Source organism: Actinoplanes lutulentus, assembly GCF_003259845.1.
In the GTDB taxonomy this organism is placed as follows: Bacteria; Actinomycetota; Actinomycetes; order Mycobacteriales; family Micromonosporaceae; genus Actinoplanes; species Actinoplanes lutulentus.
Window position 1 is genome coordinate 1 of record NZ_QLMJ01000038.1, and the last position, 19,854, is coordinate 19,854.

A 19,854-nucleotide genomic window follows, 5' to 3' on the forward strand; every position below is an offset into this window, starting at 1 on the left:
GTACTGCACTCGGGAGGGTGTGGGAGAGTAGGACGCCGCCGGACTCAACTTGTATGAAAGCCCACCCGGGCATCCCGGGTGGGCTTTCTGCATTTCCAGGCCGTTTTTTGCTGCCGGCTGGGACGGTTGTGGGGCGGGGATGGGTCACGCAGGGCGGTCAGGCTTGATCCCTGCGTGACCCATCCCCGCCCCACAACCTTGCTCACCTGGCCGACTTTCTCTCACGCCTGGTGGTCGAGGAAACTCCTCGATCTTTGGCCGGTCCGCGCCGGCCACGTCGCTGCCTGCGCTATTTCTGCGCGATGCGACTCCCGCACGCTGCCATTCGCTACCCGGGCTTGAGCGGCTTGTTGCTCTACTTCTAAGGGCTTGTTGGGCGGGCTGAGCCGTAGCTCAGATATCTCATCGGGTCCTCTTACCGTGGCTGGAGTACGGCCGGGAGGCACGAGCCGTAGTTCAGACACGTCATTGCTGACTCATTCAATGGCTGAGCTACGGCTCGCCTTCGGGCCGCTGTGGCTGTCGGCCGGTTGCCCATGTCTGCAGTTCGGCTGGCGGGTGGGTGGCTTGTGCTTGGGGTCGTGTTTTTTGGGCTTTGCGCGACCATGGGCGCAAGCCGGCGCCGCGGCCCGGGCTTCTGACGCGCCGAGAACGGTGCTGATTTTCTCGGGTGACTGTTTGGGGCGTAGCCATGGGGCGGTCGGGGCGCCGAGCCGGGTCAGCTATCCAGTCCACGCAAGGAGGGCCTCCGGCAGAGGTCGTTGTCCGGGTGGCGATCACTGTCGATGGGCTCTATTGTGCTAGGTAACTAGTGGGATGGGGGTTGGCGGTGATTGAGTTTCATCTTGACGGGCGGTCGGGGGTGGCGCCCTATATGCAGCTCATCCAGCAGGTTCGGCACGCGCTTCGGTTGGGGGTCCTGCAGGAGGGGGACAAGCTGCCCACCGTCAAAGAGGTGGTGGCTCGGGTTGCCATCAACCCGAACACGGTGTCCAAGGCTTATCGGGAGCTTGAGTACGAAGGGCTTGTCTCGGCTCGGCCCGGGGTGGGGACCTTCGTCACCCGGACGCTGGGTGGGGAGTCGCTCGACCGGCATGAGCCGCTGCGGCTTGAGCTGCAGCGTTGGCTTGGCGCTGCTCGGGAGGCCGGGCTTGATGACGAGAGCATCGAGGCGTTGATGGTCAGCGCGTTCCGGTCGTTTTCGGCAGCCGGGGCCGGAGGACGGACATGACTGACGCGCTCACCGCGCACCACCTCACCAAACGGTACGGACGACGCACGGCGCTCACCGACTGCACCCTCGAGATCCCGGCCGGCCGGGTTGTCGGGCTGGTCGGGCCGAACGGGGCCGGCAAGTCGACCCTGCTTCAGCTGGCCTGTGGGCTGCTCGATCCGACCGCGGGGCGGATCGAGGTGCTCGGGAAGAGGCCGGTCAGCGGCGTCAAGGAAGTCGGCTTCGTCGCTCAGGACACCCCTGTCTATCCCGGCCTCACCGTCGCCGAGCACCTCAGGTTGGGTGCGCGGCTCAATCCGTCCTGGGACCGGGCTCTCGCCGACCGCCGGATCGACCAGGTCGGGCTGGACCCCGCGCAGAAGGCCGGGAAGCTCTCCGGTGGGCAGCGCGCCCAGCTGGCACTCACCGTTGCCGCCGCCAAGCGGCCGGAACTGCTGCTGCTCGACGAACCGGTGGCGGCACTCGATCCGCTTGCCCGGCGTACGTTCCTGCAAGGGCTGATGGAGCTCACCGCCGACCAGGGGATCAGCGTCATCATGTCGTCGCATCTGGTCGCCGACCTGGAGCGGGTCTGTGACTACCTGATCGTGCTGGTGGCCTCCGAGGTACGCGTTGCCGGCGACGTCGACGACCTGCTCGCCAGCCATCATCGGCTGGCCGGGCGCCGCCGGGACTCCACGGGACTCGCGGTGCTGGAGAAGAGCGTGGCCGTCATCGAGGAGAGCCACACCGACGTCCAGTCCACACTGGTCGTTCGCAGCACCGCCCCGATCGACGACCCGTCGTGGCAGGTCGACCGGCTTGATCTGGAGGATGTCGTGCTGGCGTACCTGAGTGGGAGACCGCGATGATCTGGCTGGCCTACCTGAGTGGGGGACCGCGATGATCTGGCTGGCGTGGCGGCAGTTCCGGGTGCAGGCGCTCTCGGTGGCGGGTGGTCTGCTGGTGTTCGTGGGTGCGCTGGCACTGACCTGGACCCGGGTGACCACGCTTGCCGAGGAGACCGGGTTCACCGGCTGCCGGGACGACATCGCGTGCCGGGATGCCGCTGATCGGTTCCTGCGGGCGATCGGGCACGAGTCGGCCGGGGCGCTCTACCTTGCCGGTCTGGTGTTGCTGCTTGTTCTGCCCGCCCTGCTCGGCATCTTCTGGGGTGCGCCCCTGGTGGCGCGGGAGCTGGAGTCCGGCACGTACCGGATGGTTTTCAGTCAGACAGTGAGCCGGCGGCGATGGCTCCTGGTGAAGCTGGCGGTCGGCGGCGTCGCCGCCGCGCTGAGCGCGGGCCTGGTCAGTCTGGTGCTGACCCGATGGGCGGCGCCGATCGACGCGGCGGGGTCGAGCCGGGTCGAGCCGATCACGTTTCTGGCGCGGGGGATCGTGCCGGTCGGGTCGGCGGTGCTGGCGTTCGCGGTCGGGGTCGCCGTCGGGCTGGTGCTGCGGCGCACGCTGACCGCGATGGCGGTGACGCTGCTGCTCGTCGTGGCTGTTCAGATCGTCGCCACGCCGGTGATGTTGCGCCTGCTGGCTCAGCCGATCACCACGGTCACCCCGCTGCGGGCGGACACCCCGATGGTCCTGATCGTCAGTGGAACACATGTCCATCTCGATGCCGGGAACGACAAGATATCGGGCGCCTGGATGATCGAGGAGAGCGTCGTGACCGCATCCGGGGAAACATTCACCGGCCCGGTCGACACCACGAAGTGCGACACCAGCATCAAGGGCGAACTGGTACAGGAATGCCGCGACTGGCTGGCGGCGCAGAACCTCGGCCAGCAGCTCACCTACGTCCCCGGCAGCCGTTTCTGGCCTCTGCAATGGCGGGTCTTCACCATTCTGAGCGCCCTCACCGTCGTGCTCGTCCTGTTCAGTATCGGATATCTAGGTGGGCTATCGCGGTCACCTTTCCGCCGCGGATCGTCAGCAGGGCGGGCCAGGGGGTCGGCTCGTCGTACATGATGCGGAAGTCGCCGACGGGAACCTCGCAGGTGCCGGCCAGGGTCTGCGGGTCGCGGCATTTCGCCGGCTCGTGGCGGTAGTCGAGGTATGTCGGGCTGGCGGCCACAGGCACGCTCACCTGCATGCCGCTGGGGACCGGCACGAACTTCTGGGCGCACTTCGGTGACGTGTTCACCTCCGCGAACCTGCGGCAGTATGCGGCGCCGGAGAGGTATTCGGTCGGTTCGACGATGGCGGTCCGGCCCTGTTCCAGGAGCCACATTCCGGCTACGAGGTCGGCGTCGCCGGTGACGAACTCCGGCACTGCGGGCACGTCGGCGGTGGTGCCGGACCGGAATTGCGCGTCGGTGAACGTCACTGTTCCGCGGCCGCCGGCCTCGGCCACCGTACCCACGAGAACTTGGCCGCTGACCAGGGAGGACTCGGTGAGCAGGCCGCGCACCGCCGGGGTTCCGTCGACGGAGAGGACCGCTTCGCGGTCGTCGGCGACCAGGCGGATCCGGTGTGGGGCACCGATCGAGGTCGCGGTCGGAAAGCGGGAGACGACGGTCGCTCCGCCGTCGATGATGCTTTCCAGGCGGACCTCGGCAGCACACACGGAAGCACGATAGGAATGGATGATCTCGGTTTCCTCCTCGCCGTTGTCCTTGGCGCGGAACCAGATCGCCGCACAGGAACGCGCATTGGCGAGAGTCGCGGTGACGTCGACGCTCTGGCTCGGCGGAAAGACCGTGTCCATGAACGAACCGCACGCCATCGAGGCCTCCGCTTTCGCGTTCACCCTCAAACCATTTTTGTACGCACAAGAACCCGTATCGCTGCTCGCCTTGAGAATGGAGCTCTCGGTGCGCAGCGAGTCGAAAAGCGTCGGACCGGTGACCACCGCAGGCGTGGCAGCGGGTGGTGGCACAGCGTCGCGTTCCCGCAGCATCACGCCACCGATGGATGCCGCGGCAGTGACGGCGGCTGCGGCGACGACAGCGGTCACCCAGCGGCGGCGCGGTCGCCGGCCGGCCGCGCCGGAACCGCCGGACCGTTTCGCCGCCTCGGCCTCGCGCCGGAGCTCGGCAGGGAGCGGGGGAGCACTCGCAGCACCCGGCACGAGCAGCCGGTCCAGCAACTCCGGCGCGGTCGGCCGATTCGCCGGGTCCTTCTCCAGGGCCGCGATCACGAGCTCACCCAGGTACGGCGGCAGGTCACCGATCCGGGGCGGCTGGGTGAGGATTCGCGCCGCCGTGACCGCCGGGCTGTCACCGGCGAACGGGGTACGCCCGGTCCCGGCATACGTGACGACGGCACCCCACGCGAACACGTCGGCGGCCGGGGTGAGCAGCCGGTCCGTCTCCGGGTCGAGGCGTTCCGGCGCCATGTAGGCCAGGGTTCCGACGACCTCTTCGGCACGGGTGTGGAAGCTTGTCGGCTCCAGCGGCCGGGCAATCCCGAAGTCGATCACCTTGGGGGTGCCGAGGGCGAACAGCACGTTGCGGGGTTTGAGGTCGCGGTGGATCACCCCGGCGCCGTGGATGGCGGCCAGGGCGGTGGCCACCCCGACGACGACGCCGTGCAGGCTGCCGCCGGTCAGCGGGCCGTTCTCGGTGACGACCTCGTTGAGGCTGGGCCCGTCGACGTACTCGACCACCAGGTATGGTGTCTCGTGGTCCGGGTCGGCGTCGAGCACCTCGGCCGTGCAGAACGGCGGTACTTGCCGGGCCCGGTCGACCTCGCTGCGGAACCGGGCCCGGAAGTGGTCCTCGTGTGCGTACTCCGGGCGGATGACCTTGACCGCGACCAGGCGTTCGGTCCACGGGTCCTCGGCGAGATAGACCGTGCCCATGCCGCCCTGACCGAGCCTGCGCAGGATCCGGTACCGGCCGATGAGCCGGGGATCGGTCGCGCGCAGGGGATCAGCCACGGCATGAGAACCTACCGTGTGCCGCGCAGCCGGGTGATCTCCGACCGGGCGTGAGCGATCCTGGTCTCGTCGTGGCCGGCCAGCTCCTGGGCCAGGTCGTTCGCGGCGGTGAGGATGTGCTTCGCGCGTACCCTCGCTTGGTGATCTTGCTGCGCCTTGCGGAAGGCGCGTCTCGCTCGCCAGCCGCCTGCGGCGGCCGCGACCTCGGCGTCGGTGAGCAGGCCGCTCTCCGTTTCCGGCGCCAGGATGGCGCGCAGCCAGGCCTGTTCCTGGGGTACGGCGAGACGGAACGCCAGCCACAGCAGCAGCAGATCGACGGCCGGCAGGACGATGAACCACAGCAGTGAGATGCCGATGTTGCCGCCCAGCTTGTAGCCGAGCGCGCCCATGTCGTCCCAGAAACCGTGTGCCAGCATCGCGCCGATCATCAGCAGGGCGCCGCGCAGGCGATGGGTGCCCTGGCCGCGGCCGAGCAGCCACATCAGCCCAGCGCAGAAGATGGCGCTGAACAGCACGTGGCCGAAGAGCCCGGAGAGGCTGCGCAGCGCCACGATCTGCCAGGCGGCGCCGATCTGGTCGGCCCCGAACGCGACGATGGTGGCGTTGTACGCGTAGAGGATGTCCTCGATGATCTGGAAGCCGAGCCCGGCGTAGGCGCCGATGATCAGACCGTCGAACGGGCTGCGGACCAGCCGCGGTGCGAGGCCGATCAGCAGGATGAGCGCGAGGGCCTTGCTGGTCTCCTCGGTGAACGGCGCGGTCAGCCCGGCGCCCCAGTCGCTGGCCCAGGCCTGTCCGAACAGCTTGCCGTAGATCGACAGGATCGCGCCGTTGGCGGTGATGGCGACCCAGAACGTGGCGGCGAACGCACCCCAGGCCGCCGCGGCGAGCAGCAGCTTGCCGGGCAGCCGGGTGTAGCGGTTGTGGTAGGAGAGCAGGATCAGCCACGGGATGGTGTAGATGGCGAACCCGGCGACGCCGAACCCGATGCCGGTTCCGTACGGGGTGAGGCCAGGCTTGAAGTACTGGATGAGGTCGTAGGCGCCGCCGGCGACACCGATGGCGAAGACCCAGAAGCACAGGTTGCGGACCTGGATCAGGCGGAACGGCTCGCCCCAGCCGGACGCTTCCAGGGCGGCGGCGCGGTCTTCGGCCGCCGTGTCGAGAGTGGTCACGGCTGCTCCTCGAAGGAGACGCTGCGCAGCATCGCGGTGATCTGCGCGGTTTGGGCGGCGAGCTGGTTGGCGGTGCCGATGACCTCGATGGCCACGCCACGGCCGTCGGACAGGGTGTAAGCGGCCAGGATGCCGTCGTGTGACGCGCTGGTGTAGTCCTCGGCCACGCCGGTGAGCCCGCCGGTCGCGGTCACCGTGGCGCGCTGGCCGGTGACGGTGAACTCCGGCCGGTTGGGGTTCACGCTATCGTTGCGGTTCACCTGGTCCAGCAGGGCGTTCGCGTCACCGGCGAACTTCGCCACCTGGATCTGCGCGGCGATGCCGCCCTGGCCGAACGACGCGGACGGCGAACCGGCGCCGGGCTCCACGGTGTTCGCACCGACCAGAATGCCGTCGGTCAGGTCCCAGCCGGTCGGCGGCGCGATGGTCAGGCCGTCGTTCAGATTGATCCGGTCGCCGGCGGTGATCACGTTGTCGACCGGGATCGCCTGGTCGATGGCCGGGATCGCGGTCCGCAGCAGGAGAGCGATGGCGATGACGACGAGGCCGGGAAGAAGGGTGCGCCGGTCCAGGCCTAGCCATCGTCGCTCGACCGGTATCCAGCTATCTCGCAGGACGTGACGTCCCCCGTAAGTGCTCATGACTAGCACCGTGTCATATGACGGTGACCGACGCATTGCCGCGCGGCGATCAGCAGATCATGGGCTCGGTCACATCGAGCAGGAAGCCCACCGACTGCTTGATCAGCGTCGCAGTGGCGGTGGTGTCGAGTTCGGGCAGCATGTGGGTGCCGCCGGGGACCGGCTCGACGATCGCGGTCACGCCGTGCTGCGTCAACGCCGCGGCCAGGCGCCGGCTCTGCTGGAACGGGACCGCGGTGTCGGCGTCGCCGTGGACCAGCAGGAACGGCGGGGCACCGGCGTGCACGTGGTGGACCGGGCTCGCCGCGTCCATCAGCTCCCGCGAGTCGCCTCCGACCAGGGCGATCTCACGGCTCCGGTCGGTCACGCCGTCGGCCGCCAACGCGCCGAGATCGGTCGGGGCATACCAGCAGACCACCGCCTCGAAACCGCCCCCGAGGCCGGCGAGGGCCGCCAGGTGGCCGCCGGCCGACACACCCCACGCCACGGTGCGCTCGGTGGCGATGCCATAGCCCGCGAGGAAGTCGGCGGCGGCCCGCACGTCGTCGAGCTGGGCCGGGAACCGGGCCTCACCGCTGAGCCGGTAATCGATCGAGGCGACAGCGAGGCCCGACTCGGCCACGTGCTCGAAGAACGACGGGAATGACCCTGGCCCGATGGTGCGGCTGCCGGCCCGCCAGCCGCCGCCGTGCAGATAGAGGCAGAGGGCGGCGGGTTTCTCCGGCACGTACAGGTCGAGGGCGAGGGGCCGGTAACCGGGCACCCGCGCGTAGACCACCTCGCGGTGGACGGTGATCACGCGGGCGCCTTGTGGAATCGGCCGGCCTGCATGATGGCGATCAGGTTGTCCTGGTTCTGCAGCACGCGTACGTCCTCGGCCGGGTTGCCGCGCACGACGAGCACGTCGGCGATCCAACTCGGCTTGAGCATGCCGATGTCGCCGAGGTCGAGCAGCTCACCGCCGTACTTGGTCGCGGCGGTCAGCACCTCGAGGGGTGTGTAGCCGAGCACGTCGACGAAGAGTTCCAGGTCGCGGGCGTTGCGGCCGATCGGGTTGTTCGGGAATCCGTAGTCGCCGCCGGGCAGGGCGCGGATGCCGCGCTTGCGGATCTCCGGGTAGACGGCGGCCATGCCCTCCAGGGCGTCGACCGAGCCCATCTTCAGCGCCACCTCGCGGGTGATGCCGAACTCCTCGCCCTCGTGCACGTTGGCGTAGATGATGCCGGGCGCCGGCGAGACGAAGACCGTGTCCTTTACCGATTCGAGCAGGTCGAGGCCCTCCTCGTCGGCGTACGTGCAGTGGTAGATGGACCGGAATCCGGCGCGGACCGCCATCTTCACCGACTCGGCGGACTGGGCGTGGCAGTTGAGCCAGACGCCGGCCTCGCGGGCCGCCTCGCCGGCCGCGTTCGCTTCCTCCTGCGTGTACTGGGTGATCTGCGAGCCGCCCGGTGTGAACACGTCGTCGTTGCTGAGCAGGAACTTCACACTGTCGTACCCCTGCTTGGCCATGTCGTGCACCCAGCGGCGGCAGGCGTCGGGGCCTTGCCAGTCGGGCTCGGTGTGGCCGTCCGGGCGTACCGGATGGTTGTCTCGCTCCATGCTGGCTGCGCGCATGCGCGGACCTGGCACCGCGCCTGCCTTGATCTTGTCCCGGAGGATGACCTCGACGGGCATCGGCAGCAGCGACCCGGCCGAATATGCCGAGGTGAAGCCGGCGTCGAGCAGGATGCGCGCGTTGCGCTCGGCGCGGGCGAGCTCGGTGGGCAGGCCCTCGATGTGGTGGAAGAACGAGACGTCCAGCGGCGGGTTGAACGACGGGTCGATGTGCCCGACGGCCGACGGGAACGTCAGGTGCGCGTGCGACTCGATCAGGCCCGGCATCACGGTGCAGCCGGTGGCGTCGACGATCTGATCGGTCTCTTCCTTTTTAAAGGACCACCCCGCGCGGACCTCGACAACCCGGTCGCCGTCGACGATCACCTCGCCCGGCGCCGGTGCGGATCCGCTGCCGTCGAAGACCAGCCCGTTGGTGAAGACCGTGCGTGCCATGCCGTGCCTCTACTTTCATTCTATGAAAGTGGTTTTCCGCTTTTCGTGTTACCCGAGTGTTTCTCGCAGCCCCGGCTGTGTCAACCGCCACATCCTGTGGGTTCGAAACTCTGGACAGTGAGTGACGGCGGTCATACAGTCGCCTCACATTCGCCGAAACTCACTTTCATACAGTGAGAATGCATGCGTGGAGAGATGATGACCCAGACCCCCGAGGCCGACCTCGAAGTCGCCCTGCACGCTGATGCCCCACCGCCGAAGCTCCTCCTCCCCGCGCTGGTGCTCGCGGCGTTCGGCCTCTACTTCGCCAGCCTCACGCCGCAGATCGTCACGCTGTCCATCCGGATCGCCGACATCGCGCCGGCCGACAAGACCGTCGCGCTCTCCACCGTCATCCTGATCGGCGCGGTGCTGTCGATCGCGACGCTTCCGCTGTTCGGAGCGCTCAGCGACCGCACCCGCAGCCGCTTCGGCCGCCGTCGCCCCTGGCTCGTCGGCGGCGCGGCGCTCGCCCTGATCGGCCTCGCCATCTCCGGTGCCGTGCCGTCGGTCGCCGGGGTAGCGCTCGGCTGGGCGCTCGCGTCCCTCGGCGCCGGCGCGGCGTTCGCCGGATTCCTCCCGCTCATCCCCGAATTCGTCCCGGACCGGCTGCGCGCCCGTCTCTCCGGCCTGATCGGTTTCGTGGTCTCACTCGCCGTGCTCAGCGGCGTCTTCCTCGGAAGCGCCCTGGTGGATCAACCCCTGCCGATGCTCGCGCTCCCCGGACTGGTCGCCCTCGGGGCGACGATCTTCCTTGGGTACGTTGTCCGCGACGCTGATCGAGTCTCCCCGGAACCGTTTCCCCGGTACACGTTCCACGACTTCCTGAACAGCTACTGGCTGCGTACCGGTGGTGACCGCGACTTTGCCTGGAACTGGGTGAGCCGGCTGCTGATCGGCCTGGCCTACGTCGGCACCCAGACGTACGCCACCTTCTATCTCACCGACACCGCCGGGCTCAGCATCGACGACGCTGCCGCCAAGTACGCGACGTTCACCGCCATCTCGACGCCCGTGTCGGTGGTCTGCTTCCTGCTCTCCGGCTATCTGTCCGACCGCCTCGGCCGCCGCAAGGTCTTCGTGGTGATCGGCGCGATCGTCCTCGCCGCCGGCCTGATCGTGGCCGCCGTGACGCAGAGCCTCACCGGGTTCCTGATCGGCTGGATCATCCTGAGCATCGGCCAGGCCATCTATCTCACCGTCGACATCGCCATCGCCGCCGAGGTGGTGCCGGACGAGGCGCACGCCGGCAAGGCGATGAGCGTCTACCAGGTGGCGACGCTGCTGCCGAACGTCGGTGCGCCACTGGTCGCGGTTGCCGTCCTGGCGGTGAGCGGGCAGGACAACTACCCGGCGTTCTTCACGGTCCTGGCGGTGCTGGGCGTGCTGTCCGCGGTGACGGTGACGTTCGTCCGCCGGATTCGCTGACCCGGCAACGGGCGCTCTTTTAACGGGCCGGTAACGGCCGGGCCTTGACGGTGGCTTGACGCTTATAAAGGATATCGATAGCTAGCGATCAATGTCGTCGTACGGGGAGTGTGAACGATGAAGATCAAAGTTGAGAACGTCAAGCGGCCGGACGAGACCCGGACCAAGAAGGAACTGCCGCGTTCGACCGGCATCATCCCGATCAGGAGCCTCGAGAACAAGTAGTCGGACCGGGAAGGGCCGGCGACGGCCTTTCCCCGTCCGCGCTCCCGGGGGAGGCTCCATGCCGGTAACTCTCGTGTCCATGCCCTGGCAGTCCCTGGAAGGCCCGTCCCTGCCGCTGGGCATCCTGCGTGCCGTCGCGACTCGGGCCGGGCTGCCCAAACCCGAGATCTACCCCGCCTATCTGCGCTGGGCCGAGTTCCTGATGGCGCGTACCGGCGAGGAGATCAACCCGCACGACTACCGCGGCATCGCCGAGGGTGGCATCTTCGACGGCGTCGGCGACTGGGTCTTCGCCGGCGTGCTGCACCGTGACCCGGGGTTCGGTGTGTCCGGGTTGACCGCGCACGCCGCTGCCCGGGGCATCGACGTGACGCAGGCTCTGCGGATGCGCGAGCACGCTGCCGACTTCATCGACCTGGCGGTCAAGGAGATCCTGGAGACCGAGCCCACGATCGTCGGGTTCAGCACCACGTTCATGCAGAACGTGCCGAGCCTGGCCGCGGCACAGCGGCTCAAGGAACTCGCCCCCGAGGTGACCGTGGTGTTCGGCGGCGGCAACTGTGACGGGCCGATGGGCGCCGCGCTGCACCGCAACTTCCGGTTCGTGGACTTCGTGGTGAGCGGCGAGGCCGAGGACGCCTTTCCGGCGCTGCTGCGCGCCCTCGGCGGCGACGGTGACCTGGCGGCCGTTCCCGGACTGGTCTGGCGCGACTCCGGCGACGTCCAGCGCCGCAACCAGCAGGGCACCGCGATCAGCCCGGGCCGCCTGGCGATCCCCGACTTCGCGGACTACTACGAGCGGCTCGCCGTTTCCCCGGCCGCGGCGTACGTCGAACCGTGCCTGTTCCTCGAGACCGCCCGCGGCTGCTGGTGGGGCGAGAAACACCACTGCACGTTCTGCGGGCTCAACGGCACCGCGATGGCGTTCCGCGCCCTGCCCGCGGACGCGGTCCTCGACCAGGTGACCACGCTGGTGAAACGGCACCAGGTACTCGACATCTGGATGGTCGACAACATCATCGACAACGCGTTCTTCACCAGTGTGCTGCCGCGTCTGGCCGAACTCGACTGGGACCTGCGCATCCACTACGAGGTCAAGGCCAACCTCAAGCCCGCCGACCTGGCCGCGCTGCACGCCGGCCACGTGCGCCAGATCCAGCCCGGAATCGAATCCCTGGTCAGCAGCGTCCTCGGTCTGATGGACAAAGGCGTTTCCGGTACGCACAACGTGCGCACCCTGCGCGACGGCGAGGCAACCGGCCTCACCGTGATCTGGAACTGGCTCTACGGATTTCCGGGGGAGACCCCGTCCGCGTACGAGCCGGTCCTGTCCCAGTTGCCGGCGTTGGTTCACCTGCAGCCGCCGATCGGTGTCGCCCGCATCTGCCTCGAACGGTTCAGTCCCCATTTCGACAACCCGGCGCTGGGTTTCCCGGAACGGCATCCCGCCGCGCATTACCAGTACCTCTACGCCTTGAGCGAGGAGGAACTGACCGACCTGGTCTACATGTTCGACACACCGCACGCCGGGCTGTCCGTCGAGCAAGCCGCCCCGCTGCGCGACCGGTGCGACTCCTGGCTCGCGGACTACAACGACAGCTGGCTCCACCGTCACGACGACGGCGACGCCATCGTGATCGAGGACCGCCGCAAGGGCTGGCCGGAACGCGATCACCGGATCGAAGGCGTGTGGCGTGCCGCGTACCTCGAACTGGAGAACGGTCACACCGTGCAGGGGCTGCACCGGCGGCTGGCCGCCCAGGCACACGACGTCGCACCGGCCTCGCTCACCGCATGGGTGGCCGAACTGAAGCGGAACGGCCTGGTCTTCGAGGAGTCGAACCGGTTCGTCACGCTCGCGGTGCCCAGCGACCCGGTGAAAATGGAGAAGGCCTGACGTGTACGAACTCCCACCCGACCAGCTTCGCGGGGCCGGCCTCGCCGGCCTCACCTTCACCCGGGTGCGGCTGACCGAGCCGCTGCGGCCCGGCGACGGCCTGGAGGATCTGCGGCTGCTGGTCGCCGCCACCAGCCACGTCGTCCGGCTGACCTGGACCCTCGACGGTCAGCCGGACCTACCGGTGGACCGGCTGTGCCATCTGATCCCGCCGGTTTCCGGGACCGGCAGCGCGGCCCGGGCGTACGCGAAGGAGTGGTCCTCCCTGCACCGCTACGGGTGCTTCCACTATCGGCAGGGCCCCGGATTCGTGATCGTGAAAGACCTGCGGCCCGGCGCTGACGCCAGGCGGATGCGCATCGAGGACGAGGACGCGTCCGGCTTCCTGCGGATGGCCGTGACCAGCCACGCCGGCGAACTCGACCCGGCGACCCGGGACATGCTGGCGGACGCGGAGACTTTCGGCTTGGTCCTGCGCGCCGGCGACAGTCATCTCGTCCTGCCGCACCGGATCCGCCACTTCCCGATCCCGGCGTGGGCGGCCTGAGCGGATGCGTGCCTACCGCGAGCTGTTCGCCGTTCCCGAGGTGCCGCGGCTGCTTCTCGCCATCGTGACGACCCGGCTGGCCCCGCCGATGCTGACGCTCACGCTGCTACTTGCCGTGGTCGACGCCGGTGGTTCGTACGCGTCCGGCGGCCTCGCCCTGACCGGTTACGCCGTCGCCGTCGCGGTGTGTGTGCCGTTCAGCGCCCGGCTGATCGACCGCTTCCGCGCGCACCGGATCCTGATCGGCCTGCTGGTGGCGAACCTGGCGGTCTACGCGGTGCTGGCCGCCGCGCTGCTCGCCGGCGCGCACTCCGGCGTGCTGATCGCCGGCGCGGCCGCGCTCGGTGTCACCGCGCCGCCGTGCGGGCCGGTGGCCCGGGCCACCTGGCCGTCGCTCGTGGACTCCGAGCGGCTGCGGACCGCGTTCGCGCTGGACGGCGCGCTGAACGAGACGATGTACGTCGGCGGCCCGGTGCTGGTGTCCGGACTGCTGCTGCTGACCAGCCCGATCGTGGTCCTGGGCCTGGTCGCGGCGATCCTGACCACCGGTGTGCTGCTGCTCGTCGGCACACCGAGCCTGCGCCGGCGTCCCGCGGCCCGCACCGGCCTGCGCCGCGACTATCTGGGCCCGCTCGCCACCGGCCAGGTGCGGCTGATCCTCGCCGTCATCATCCTGAGCGCCTTCACGTTCGGCGCGGTGATGGTGGGCGGACCGGCTACCGCCACCGGCGCCGGCGCCCGGGGCGCGGCCGGGGTGCTGATCGCGACGATCTGCGTCGGCTCGGTGGTCAGCGCCCTGATCTACGGCAGCCGTCAGCGCCGCGGCGCACCGGGGCCGCAGCTCGCGCTGACCCACGCCGCGGTGGCGCTGGTGTTCGCCGCCGCCGCATGGGCGCCGACGTTGCTGCTGCTCGCGCCGTTGCTGCTGGTGGCAGGGCTGGTGATCGGCCCGCAGGACACCCTGATCCAGGTGGTCCTCGGTGAGGCCGCGCCGGAACGCTTCCTGACCGAGGCGTACGCCTGGATGGGCGCGTCGACCTGGGCCGGGTACGCGCTGGGCGCCGGTTTCGCCGGTCAGCTGATCGAGGTCACCGGCAGCCCGGGCACGGCGTTCCTCGCGGCGGCCGGGATATCCCTGCTCGCCGCGCCGCTGTCGTTGCTGGTACGACCGGCCGCGCCGATCACGGCCGGTCAACCAGCGCAGACGTCGTAGGAAACCGTCAGGCGCCGACCATGTTGAAGCCGCCGTCGGCCACCATGAAACCGCCGGTCATGTGGGCCGCGTCGTCCGAGGCCAGGAAGAGCGCGGTGCCGGCCAGCTCGGCCGGGCCCGGGATCCGGCCCATCGGCGTCATCGAGCGCAGCTTCTCCGCCCGGCCGGACTTCCAGTCGTCGCGGCGCAGCGTCGCCTCGGTCTCGATGAACCCGGGCGCGAACACGTTGACCCGCACGGCCGGGGCGAACGCGGCCGCGTACGACTTGGTCAGGCCGATGATGCCGTACTTCGCGGCGGCGTACTGCGGCGCGCGGGCGCTGCCGCGGACCACCACTGTCGAGCCGACGTTCACGATCGCGCCGTGGCCCTGCTCCAGCATCCGGGCGCCGAACTCGTGGGTGCACAGCAGCGTGCCCTTGATGTCCACGTCCAGGACGTGCTGGATCGACTCCTCGGTGATGTCACGCCACGACATCTGCTCGCGCGCCACGTCACCGACGTTGTTGACCAGCACGTCCAGGCCGCCGAACGCGGTGAACGCGGTGTCGGCCATCGCCTTGATGTCGTCCCAGCTGGTGATGTCGCCCTGGATCAGCACGGCCTCGCCGCCGATCTCCCGGATCCGCTCGGCGGTACGCTCGGCGCCGTCCTTCGACCGGTTGTAGTGCACGCCGACCCGGGCGCCCTCCTGGGCGGCACGGAAGGCGATCTCCGCGCCGAAGCCGGTGCCGGCGCCGGTGACGAGCACCGACCGGCCGGGGAAACGCTGGGTGATGACAGGTGTGGTCACTGATGCTCCTTGAGAACTAGACGAGGACCCGGCCGCCGTCGACGAACAGGATCTGGCCGGTGACGAAAGCGGATCGGTCGGACGCGAGGAAGGTGACCGCGTCGGCCACCTCACCCGGCCGGCCCAGGCGACCGGCCGGCACCAGGGCGGTGAGGTTCTCCCGGATGCCGTCCTTGTCCAGGTAGGCCCGGGTCAGGTCGGTCTCGATGTACCCCGGCGCCACCCCGTTGACGGTGACGCCGTGCGGTGCCCACTCGCGGGCCATCACCCGGAGCAGCTGGTTGAGACCGCCTTTGGAGGCCGCGTACGGCGCGTGGTGCGGGTGGGCCAGCAGTCCGGACACCGAGGAGACGAAGACCATCCGCCCGTACCCTCGCTCGGTCATGACCTTGCCCACCGCCTGGCCGGACCAGTACGCGGTGCTGAGGTTGAGATTGACGATGCTCGACCAGTCGTCGTCGCCGAGGTCGAGGACCGGCTTGCGGATGTTGCGGCCGACGGCGTGCAGGAAGACGTCGAGGCCGCCGAGCCTGCTCACCGCCTCGGCCACCGCGTCCCGGCAGGCTTCCGGGGTACGCAGATCGGCCTCCAGCGTGTCCAGATCGGCGCCGGCTTCCTTGGCGTCCCGGCGTACCGCATCAAGGTGTTCCTGGTCGACGTCCACGAGCAGGACCCGGGCGCCGTTGCGCGCGAGGGCCACCGCGCTGGCGCCGCCGATGCCGCCGGCGCCCATCACCAGGCTCGGCCGATCGGCGAGTCCCAGCCAATCCGTCATCGCGAACACCGCCCGTTCTTGCTTCTTCTCGACAGATGAAAGTAGCTTTCCAGATACGCTAGACCGGGGTCATGACGCCTGTCCAGCGGCCCCCGGGAGACTGGGCGGACTACACATCGACCGATCGGAAGGCGAGTAGATGGCGGCCAAGAGGCAGGCGACGGCGGAACCGGCGCGTCCGGAATACCGGGTGGAGGCCCTCGCGAAAGGGCTGCGCATCCTCTCGCTCTTCACCGAGCAGCGGCCGGCCTGGCGGATCAGCGACATCGCCCCAGCTGTGGAGATGCCGCTGCCGACGGTGTACCGGGTGGTCATGACGCTGACCGCCGAGGGATACCTCGACCACCTGCCGAACGGCGATTACCGCCCCGGCGTCAAGGTGCTCACCCTCGGCGGCGCCGCGCTGCGCGGCCTCGACCTGGTCGAACTCGCCACCCCGCGCCTGCAGCAGCTCTCGATCGCCAGCGGCGAGACGGTCAACCTCGCGACGCTCACCGGCGACCGGGTGCTCTACCTGGTCCGGCTGCGCAACTCCGACCTGGTCACCGCGAACATCCAGGTCGGCTCGACCCTGCCGGCCGTGCACACCTCGATCGGCAAGCTGCTGCTCGCCCACCTCGACGAGGACGACCTGACCAGCCGGATCACCGAGCACTCGTTCTCCCGCCAGCACGGACCCAACGCCAAGGTCAGTCTCGACGAGCTGCGCGGCGAGCTAGCCACCATCCGCTCCGAGGGCTGGGCGCTGCAGGACGAGGAACTCGCGTTCGGCCTGCGTTCGGTCGCCGCGCCGGTCTACGACGCCACCGGCCGGGTCGTCGCCGGTGCGAACCTCGCGGTGCAGTCCCGCGACTGGTCCAGCCAGCGCATCATCCGCGAGCTGCGCCCGCTGATCGACCAGGCGTGCGCGGAAATCTCGGCGCTGCTCGGATATCGGGCACCGGCATGAGCCGGGTGCCGGGGTTTCGTTATGGGGATCTATCTCCGGAACAACGATTTTTGTTTGACGCCATCGCCGGCGGGCCACGCGCTAACGGCCCGTTTCCGCTGGTAGACGCCGATGGCGCACTGGTCGGTCCGTTCAACGCGATGCTGCTGCAACCCGCCCTGGGCGAGGCGCTCCAGCAACTCGGCGGCGCGGTGCGTTACCGCACCGGCCTCACCGGCCGGTCACGGGAGATCGCGATTCTCACGGTCGCGCGGGTCTGGCAGAGCGACTTCGAGGAGTACGCCCACCGCGCGGCCGGTCGTGCGGTGGGTCTTCGTGACGACGAGCTGGAGGCGGCGCTGGCGGGTGACGCGCCGGCGTTCGACGATCCGATGGAACGCCTGGTCGCCGCCACGACGCTGGCACTCGCGTCCCGGAACGACCTGACCGATGAGGAGTTTCAGCAGGCCGCCGACGGTCTGGGCCGGCCCGCGGTGTTCGAGCTGACCACCCTGGTCGGCTACTACGCGACCCTGGCCCTGCAGCTGCGGGTCTTCCGGGTCGAGGGCAACCGATCGGCAACCTAGCGGATTCGCCGCGGCGCCCGCCTCGGCCTCGGTGATCTCGACGGTCAACTACGTCGCGCGAGCCAGTCGGCGGCCCGGCGCCTCGCTCCGGCCCCGGTGATCACCCCGATTGTGGTCGCCAAGGCCAACTGACCTCCAGCGCTCAGGCCCGCCGTCACTCCCGGACGGCGGGCCTTTTCATGTCCCCGGTTTTACACAGCGCTGACCCGGTTGACACCGACCATGGGTAGCGGGCACGCTTCGTTTCGAACCGTTGTGAAAGTTACTTTCACTCAATGAGAATCGGATGATGCGATGCGCCTGGTGACATTCGACGAGGGACGGGTCGGCCGCCTCGAGGACGACACGGTCATCGAGCTGGAGTGTGGCTCGACCCGGGAGTACTTCGAGCGCGACGGCGCGGTCCGCGAGACCGGCGAGCGTCTGGCCCTCGCCGACGTCCGGCTGCGGGCGCCTATCGTGCCGAAGAAGTTCTTCCACACCGCCGGAAACTTCGCCGCTCACCACGAAGAGCTCCAGGCGGTGAACTGGTCGCATCCCGTACACAAGGGGATCGTGTTCTTTCAGAACGTCGACGCGATCATCGGCCCGGATGACGACATCGTGTACCCGGAGGGCCTGACCAACGAGCTCGACTACGAGCTGGAGCTGGGCGTCATCATCGGCAAGCCCGGCAAGTGGTTCAGCCCCGAGGAAGCCGTCGACCACATCGCCGGCTACCTGGTCTTCAACGACATCACCGCCCGCGACATCCAGCGGCGCGAGATGCAGTCCGGCGTCTTCTCGTTCTCCAAGGGCATCGACACGTTCTGCCCGATCGGCCCGTGGATCGTCACCGCCGACGAGATCGCCGACCCGCACAAGCTCGCCATGGAGCTGCGGGTGAACGGCCAGGTCCGGCAGACCGGCAACACCGACCAGCTGCTGCTGCCGATCCCGCACCTGGTCGCCCATCACTCCCCGCAGGGGTACTCGGCCGGCGACATCATCACCACCGGCACGATCTCGGGTGTCGCGGCGATCCAGCCGAACCCGTTCGACTTCTATCTGCGCCCGGGCGACGTGGTGGAGGCCGAGATCGAAGGTCTGGGCGTGCTGCGCAACCGGGTCGTCCCGTGGAGCACGGCGCACGACACGTCGCCGTACACAAGCTCGCTGTACACGGACTGAGGGCCGGCCATGCGGTTTGCGACTCTCGACGGGCGGCTGGTGCTGACCCGCGATGCGCTGGCTCTCGATGTGCCCGGTGGCGAGGCGGTCAATGCGTCGCTGGGCCGCTTCGACGAGCTGCTCAAGTGGGCAGTAGGCGCGGACTGGTCCTCGGCCGTCCCGTTCACCGTGGAGCAGCTCGGCCCGCCGGTGCCGCAGCCCCGGCAGGTGTTCGCGGTGGCGCTCAACTACCGCCCGCACGCCGCCGAAGCCGGCTACCAGGCGCCGGACGACCCGCTGCTGTTCACCAAGTTCCCGTCCTGCATCACCGGGCCGATCACTGCGGTGACGCTGCCGCAGGGCAAGCCGGACTGGGAGATCGAGGTGGTAGCCGTGATCGGCGCCGGCGGATCCAGCATCCCCGCGTCCCGGGCGTGGGACGCGGTGGCCGGGCTGACCCTGGGCCAGGACCTGTCCGAGCGGGACCTGCAGATGCGCGGCAAGCCCCCGCAGTTCTCCTTGGCGAAGTCGTTCCCGGGCTTCGGCCCGACCGGCCCGTACCTGGTGACGCCGGACGAGTTCGCCGACCGTGACGATATCGGGTTCGAGTGCTTCCTGGGCGACGAACGGGTCCAGCACGGCCGCACCAGCGAAATGATCTTCCCGGTCGCGGAGCTGGTGGCCCGGATCTCCGCGGTGTGCCCGCTGCTGCCGGGCGACCTGATCTTCACGGGGACACCGGCGGGCGTGGGCAACCGCCGCAATCCGCCGCGCTACCTGCAGCCGGGGGAGACCCTGATCAGCAAAGCCGAGGGCATCGGCGAGATCCGCCAAACGTTCCGCTGACCCACGCGGTCCCGCCAGGCCAGGCAGGACGGGAGTGGTCGGCTTGTGCTTGTGGTCGTGCGGGGGCCGATAACGCGACCGCGAGCGCGAGCCGGCATGCGGGCAGAGCTTGCCCAGATAGCGTCCGCAGCGCCGCGAGCCGTAGTTCAGCCACGTCATCAGGGTCCGATTACGCAACTGGGCGACGGCTCGTGCCGCGCGGCCGTAGTCCAGTCACCTTATGAGAGTCCGATGAGATGCCGGAGCTACGGCTCGGTTCCGTGACCGGCTCGCCTCAAATCCACGCGGGCAGGCGGTCTGCGGCGTGTGTGCGAAGTTCGGGCGCGAATCGAACCCCAACTCGACACACCGGAGGGGCCCCGGTCGATCTTGAGCGACTTCCGACCCTCCGATGTAGAAAATCACTCAAGATCGGCCGGCCGGGCCGCAGCCGCGGCTGTGGCCAATCCTGCGC

The 19,854-nt window shown here is 69.1% G+C and carries 18 protein-coding genes; 11 read left to right on the forward strand and 7 right to left on the reverse strand.

Features of this window, described 5'->3' with window-relative positions; translation table 11 throughout:
- Nucleotides 1-829: 829 nt before the first annotated feature.
- Genes B0I29_RS44800 through B0I29_RS44810 form a run of 3 tightly spaced genes read left to right on the forward strand, consistent with a single transcriptional unit; the run spans nt 830 to nt 3,193 of the window.
- Nucleotides 830-1,231: a GntR family transcriptional regulator gene (locus B0I29_RS44800; protein WP_111655298.1), complete on the forward strand. Its 402-nt coding sequence runs from the start codon at nt 830-832 to the stop codon at nt 1,229-1,231.
- Nucleotides 1,228-2,085 carry an ABC transporter ATP-binding protein gene (locus tag B0I29_RS44805; RefSeq protein WP_111655280.1) on the forward strand — a complete coding sequence of 286 codons (858 nt, stop codon included), beginning with the start codon at nt 1,228-1,230 and terminating at the stop codon, nt 2,083-2,085. Before B0I29_RS44800 ends, B0I29_RS44805 begins: the two co-directional genes overlap by 4 nt.
- A gap of 31 nt (nt 2,086-2,116) precedes the next feature.
- Complete coding sequence (locus B0I29_RS44810; protein WP_111655281.1) at nt 2,117-3,193, forward strand: ABC transporter permease subunit; 1,077 nt, start codon at nt 2,117-2,119, stop codon at nt 3,191-3,193.
- Here the strand turns inward: B0I29_RS44810 and B0I29_RS46500 are convergent.
- Genes B0I29_RS46500 through B0I29_RS44835 form a run of 5 tightly spaced genes read right to left on the reverse strand, consistent with a single transcriptional unit; the run spans nt 3,102 to nt 8,973 of the window.
- On the reverse strand, nt 3,102-5,105 hold the full coding sequence (locus B0I29_RS46500; protein ID WP_220091616.1) for a serine/threonine protein kinase: 2,004 nt from the start codon (nt 5,103-5,105) through the stop codon (nt 3,102-3,104). The genes B0I29_RS44810 and B0I29_RS46500 overlap by 92 nt on opposite strands.
- Before the next feature lie 11 nt (nt 5,106-5,116).
- Complete coding sequence (locus B0I29_RS44820; RefSeq protein ID WP_111655282.1) at nt 5,117-6,280, reverse strand: PrsW family intramembrane metalloprotease; 1,164 nt, start codon at nt 6,278-6,280, stop codon at nt 5,117-5,119.
- The gene (locus B0I29_RS44825) at nt 6,277-6,921 is read right to left on the reverse strand and encodes a hypothetical protein (RefSeq protein WP_111655283.1); all 645 of its coding nucleotides are present in this window, start codon (nt 6,919-6,921) and stop codon (nt 6,277-6,279) included. Before B0I29_RS44825 ends, B0I29_RS44820 begins: the two co-directional genes overlap by 4 nt.
- A gap of 49 nt (nt 6,922-6,970) precedes the next feature.
- Nucleotides 6,971-7,720 (reverse strand): alpha/beta hydrolase, encoded by a 750-nt coding sequence (locus tag B0I29_RS44830; protein WP_181558335.1) that lies wholly within the window; start codon nt 7,718-7,720, stop codon nt 6,971-6,973.
- On the reverse strand, nt 7,717-8,973 hold the full coding sequence (locus B0I29_RS44835) for an amidohydrolase family protein (protein WP_111655285.1): 1,257 nt from the start codon (nt 8,971-8,973) through the stop codon (nt 7,717-7,719). Before B0I29_RS44835 ends, B0I29_RS44830 begins: the two co-directional genes overlap by 4 nt.
- Nucleotides 8,974-9,156: 183 nt before the next feature.
- Here B0I29_RS44835 and B0I29_RS44840 point away from each other — a divergent pair, with 183 nt between their 5' ends.
- The 4 genes from B0I29_RS44840 to B0I29_RS44855 all read left to right on the forward strand — a co-directional run bounded on the left by B0I29_RS44840 (nt 9,157) and on the right by B0I29_RS44855 (nt 14,322).
- On the forward strand, nt 9,157-10,440 hold the full coding sequence (locus B0I29_RS44840) for an MFS transporter (protein ID WP_220091617.1): 1,284 nt from the start codon (nt 9,157-9,159) through the stop codon (nt 10,438-10,440).
- Between the two features lie 283 nt (nt 10,441-10,723).
- Complete coding sequence (locus tag B0I29_RS44845; RefSeq protein ID WP_111655286.1) at nt 10,724-12,562, forward strand: RiPP maturation radical SAM C-methyltransferase; 1,839 nt, start codon at nt 10,724-10,726, stop codon at nt 12,560-12,562.
- Nucleotide 12,563: 1 nt separating this feature from the next.
- Nucleotides 12,564-13,109, forward strand: a complete 546-nt coding sequence (locus tag B0I29_RS44850) for a DUF5825 family protein (protein WP_111655287.1) — start codon at nt 12,564-12,566, stop codon at nt 13,107-13,109.
- Nucleotides 13,110-13,113: 4 nt separating this feature from the next.
- On the forward strand, nt 13,114-14,322 hold the full coding sequence (locus B0I29_RS44855) for an MFS transporter (RefSeq protein WP_111655288.1): 1,209 nt from the start codon (nt 13,114-13,116) through the stop codon (nt 14,320-14,322).
- A 7-nt stretch (nt 14,323-14,329) separates the two neighbouring features.
- On the opposite strand, the gene B0I29_RS44860 is transcribed toward B0I29_RS44855, so the two are convergent.
- Together B0I29_RS44860 and B0I29_RS44865 are read right to left on the reverse strand one after the other, a co-directional pair.
- Nucleotides 14,330-15,115 carry an SDR family NAD(P)-dependent oxidoreductase gene (locus tag B0I29_RS44860; RefSeq protein WP_111655289.1) on the reverse strand — a complete coding sequence of 262 codons (786 nt, stop codon included), beginning with the start codon at nt 15,113-15,115 and terminating at the stop codon, nt 14,330-14,332.
- Nucleotides 15,116-15,131: 16 nt separating this feature from the next.
- Nucleotides 15,132-15,890: an SDR family NAD(P)-dependent oxidoreductase gene (locus B0I29_RS44865; protein ID WP_111655300.1), complete on the reverse strand. Its 759-nt coding sequence runs from the start codon at nt 15,888-15,890 to the stop codon at nt 15,132-15,134.
- Nucleotides 15,891-16,029: 139 nt separating this feature from the next.
- Here B0I29_RS44865 and B0I29_RS44870 point away from each other — a divergent pair, with 139 nt between their 5' ends.
- The 4 genes from B0I29_RS44870 to B0I29_RS44885 all read left to right on the forward strand — a co-directional run bounded on the left by B0I29_RS44870 (nt 16,030) and on the right by B0I29_RS44885 (nt 19,400).
- Nucleotides 16,030-16,839, forward strand: coding sequence for an IclR family transcriptional regulator (locus B0I29_RS44870; protein ID WP_111655290.1), 810 nt, complete (start codon nt 16,030-16,032; stop codon nt 16,837-16,839).
- A gap of 140 nt (nt 16,840-16,979) precedes the next feature.
- Complete coding sequence (locus B0I29_RS44875) at nt 16,980-17,405, forward strand: carboxymuconolactone decarboxylase family protein (RefSeq protein ID WP_245973228.1); 426 nt, start codon at nt 16,980-16,982, stop codon at nt 17,403-17,405.
- Nucleotides 17,406-17,699: 294 nt separating this feature from the next.
- Nucleotides 17,700-18,575, forward strand: a complete 876-nt coding sequence (locus B0I29_RS44880) for a fumarylacetoacetate hydrolase family protein (protein ID WP_111655292.1) — start codon at nt 17,700-17,702, stop codon at nt 18,573-18,575.
- Nucleotides 18,576-18,584: 9 nt separating this feature from the next.
- Entirely contained in the window at nt 18,585-19,400 is an 816-nt protein-coding gene (locus tag B0I29_RS44885) for a fumarylacetoacetate hydrolase family protein (protein WP_111655293.1), read from the forward strand.
- Nucleotides 19,401-19,854: the final 454 nt, after the last annotated feature.